The organism is Paraburkholderia sp. Ac-20347, assembly GCF_017104805.1.
Classification (GTDB): Bacteria; Pseudomonadota; Gammaproteobacteria; order Burkholderiales; family Burkholderiaceae; genus Paraburkholderia; species Paraburkholderia tropica.
In genome coordinates, this window is sequence record NZ_JAAGPN010000461.1 from 1 (window position 1) to 3,399 (window position 3,399).

The 3,399-nt window shown below is 68.9% G+C and carries 1 protein-coding gene; it reads right to left on the bottom strand.

Annotated features, from left to right (window positions below; all coding sequences use genetic code 11):
• The coding region (locus tag G3N97_RS37490; RefSeq protein WP_205997796.1) for a DEAD/DEAH box helicase at nt 1-3,399 on the bottom strand (3,399 nt) is incomplete at both ends.

A 3,399-nucleotide genomic window follows, 5' to 3' on the forward strand; every position in this document is an offset into this window, starting at 1 on the left:
CGGTCGTCGTCGCCGCGCTCGCGCGCGCGGGCAGCCGCGCCCACGTGAGGCGTCCGGAGCGGCACAACTCGTCGAGCAGCATCGGCGTGTAATCGTCGATGCGCGCGGGCAGGATCTCGTCCTCCCACGCGAGCGCCGACGCTTCCCAGCCTTCCAGTTGTTCGAGCATCGCCGCGAGCGCGTCGCGTCCCGAGCCGCGTGCGTCGCGCGCGACGTGCTGCCATTCGAACAGGAAGCGCATGAAATCGTGGCGCTCGACCGGCTCGATTTCGCGGCGCAGCTTGCGCACGGTGTAGCGATGAATGCGCGCGAGCAGGTGACGCTCGCACCATTCCTCGTCGCGTGCGCCCGGCGTGAAGCGGCCGCGCATCACGCTGCCCTCGGCTTCGAGCCGCGTCAGCGCAAGCGCGACCACGCTCGCTTCCAGCGCGAGCGGCCGCGCGATCTGCGCGACCGTCAGCGGCCCGAATCCCGAGAGCCGCGCGCGGATCAACTCGACGAGCGCGGCGTCCTCGGTCCACGCGTCGTCGTAGTCGGGCGGCGGCGTGAGCGGCGGCTCGCAGCGCGCTTGCGGATAGACCGCGCGCACGCACGCAAGACGTTCGATGCTTACCCACAAGGCTTCGTCGCGGCTGTCGTTGTGGACGATCGGCACGCGCGTCGCGCGCCCGGCGGCGGCGAGTCCGGCGAGCCACGTCTGCCAGTCGCGCGCGTTCGGCTCGTTGTCGATTTCGCTCTGTGCGAGCGCGCCGAGCGTGGTGAGCGCGTCGTGCATTTCGTCGGCGCTGCGCGCTTGCGGCCATGCTTCCGCGCGCACGTTCGCGATGGCGTCGGCGTCGAGCGCGCCCAGATCGTCGGCGGATTCGGGATCGCTCCAGCGTCGCGACAGCACGGCCTGCGTGCGGCGCTCCTCGATCGGCGCATCGTCGAGAAAAGCGTAGGGACGCGCGGTGAGGATTTCGGCCGCGAGCGGCGAGGGCGCGGAGAGCTCGCGCGTCACGAGCGCCACGTCGCGCGACTCGATGCGGCGCAGCAGCGCGAGCCACGCGTGCGTGTCCATCGCGTCGTGCAGGCAATCGTCGAGCGTCTGGGCGACGAGCGGATGCGCAGGAATTTCGCGCTCGCCCGCGAGATTTTCGACGCACGCAACCTGATCGGGAAAGACGGCGGCGAGCAGATCCTCGCTGCGCATGCGCTGGATTTGCGGCGGCGTTTTGTGTCCGCCGGTCTGGCGCGGCAGCGCGAGCGCGGTGGTCGCGTTCCAGCGCCAGCGCACGCCGAACAGCGGCGCGTCGAGCAGCGCCTGCACCAGCAGATGCTCGGCGGAATTCGAATGCAGATAGCGCCAGACCTCGTCGAGCGCGAAGCTGTGCGCGCCCGTCAGCGAAAGAATGATGGCGTCCTCGGTCGCGGCGGCCTGCAGTTCGAAATTGAACTGACGACAGAAACGCTTGCGCAGCGCGAGTCCCCAGGCGCGATTCACGCGGCTGCCGAACGGCGCGTGGATCACGAGTTGCGTGCCGCCCGCTTCGTCGAAAAAACGCTCCATCACGAGCGTGTCCTGCGAGGGTAAGACGGTCAGCGCCTGGCGGGCGCGCGCGAGATAGTCGACGATTTGCCGCGCGCTGGCGTCGTCGATACCGGTCGTGTCGATGAGCCAGGCAATCGCGCGCTCGAGGTTCGCCGCGCTGCTTGCCGTCGTTTTCGACGATGATTCGGCATCCGAATGATTTGAGGAATCATCGCCGTCGCTCAAGATCGCCTCGATCTGCGTGCGCAAACGCGAAATCGCGAACGACAGCTCGTCGCTGCGTCCGGGCGCTTCGCCGAGCCAGAACGGAATATTGGGCGGCTGACCCTGCGCGTCCTCCACGCGCACGCGGCCCGCTTCGATGCGCAGAATCCGGTACGACGCATTGCCGAGCTGAAACACATCGCCCGCGAGACTTTCGACCGCGAAATCCTCGTTGACGGTGCCGATCCGCACGCTTTGCGGTTCGAGCAGCACCGCGTAATCGGCGTTATCGGGGATCGTGCCGCCCGAAGTCAGCGCGGCGAGTCGCGCGCCACGCCGCGCGCGCAGCGTCTGGCTCACCACATCGCGATGCAGATACGCGGCGCGCGGCCCGTGACGGCTCGTGTAGCCTTCGGCGAGCATGCGCAGCACGGCGTCGAATTTCTCGCGTTCGAGCGTCGCGAACGGCGCGGCGCGACGCGCGAGCGCATAGAGCGCGTCCTCGTTCCATTCCTCGCAGGCCACCTCGGCCACGATCTGTTGCGAGAGCACGTCGAGCGGCGTGTGCGGCAGCGCGAGCCGGTCGAGTTCGCCGCGCCGCACGCAATCGAGCAGCGCCGCGCATTCGATCAGATCGTCGCGCGAAGTCGGGAAGAGACGGCCCTTCGGCGTGCCGCCGACCTGGTGGCCCGAGCGCCCGACGCGTTGCAGGAAGGCGGCAATCGAGCGCGGCGAGCCGACCTGCACGACGAGATCGACATCGCCGATATCGATGCCCAGTTCGAGCGACGCCGTCGCGACCAGCACGCGCAATTCGCCGCGTTTGAGGCGCTGTTCGGCGTCGAAGCGCTGCTCGCGCGCGAGGCTGCCGTGATGCGCGGCCACGACGTCGTTGCCGAGCCGCTCGGTCAGATGGCGCGCCACGCGTTCGGCCATGCGCCGCGTGTTCACGAACACGAGCGTGGTGCGATGCAGCGCGACCAGCTCGGCCATGCGGTCGTAGACGCGCTCCCAGACGTCGTTGGCCATCACCGCTTCGAGCGGCACGGGCGGCACTTCGAGCGCGAGATCGCGCTCGCGCGCGTGTCCCACGTCGACGATTTCGCAGGCGGGTGCGGTGTGTTCGTGGTCGTCGATATCTTTATCTTGATCGCCGAAGCCGACCAGAAAGCGCGCCACGGTCTCGATCGGTTTTTGCGTCGCCGACAAGCCGATCCGCAGCAGTTTGCGCCCGCACAGCGCGTCGAGCCGTTCGAGGCTCAGCGCGAGATGCGCGCCGCGCTTGTTGCCCGCGAGCGCATGAATTTCGTCGACGATTACGCTGCGCGCGCTCGTCAGCATGCGTCGGCCCGATTCGGAACCGAGCAGCACGTAGAGCGATTCGGGCGTCGTCACGAGGATGTGCGGCGGGCGTTTGCGCAGCGCGGCGCGTTCGGGCTGCGGCGTGTCGCCGGTGCGCACGGCGGTGCGGATCTCGACCGGCGGCAAATTCAGGCGCGCGAGTTCCTCGCCGATGCCCGCGAGCGGCTGCTCCAGATTCAGGCGGATGTCGTTCGAGAGCGCCTTGAGCGGCGAGACGTAGAGGACGAGCGTCGCGTCGGGCAGCGCGCCGCCGTTCGCGAGGCCTTCGCGCACGAGTTCGTCGAGCGCGGCGAGAAAGGCGG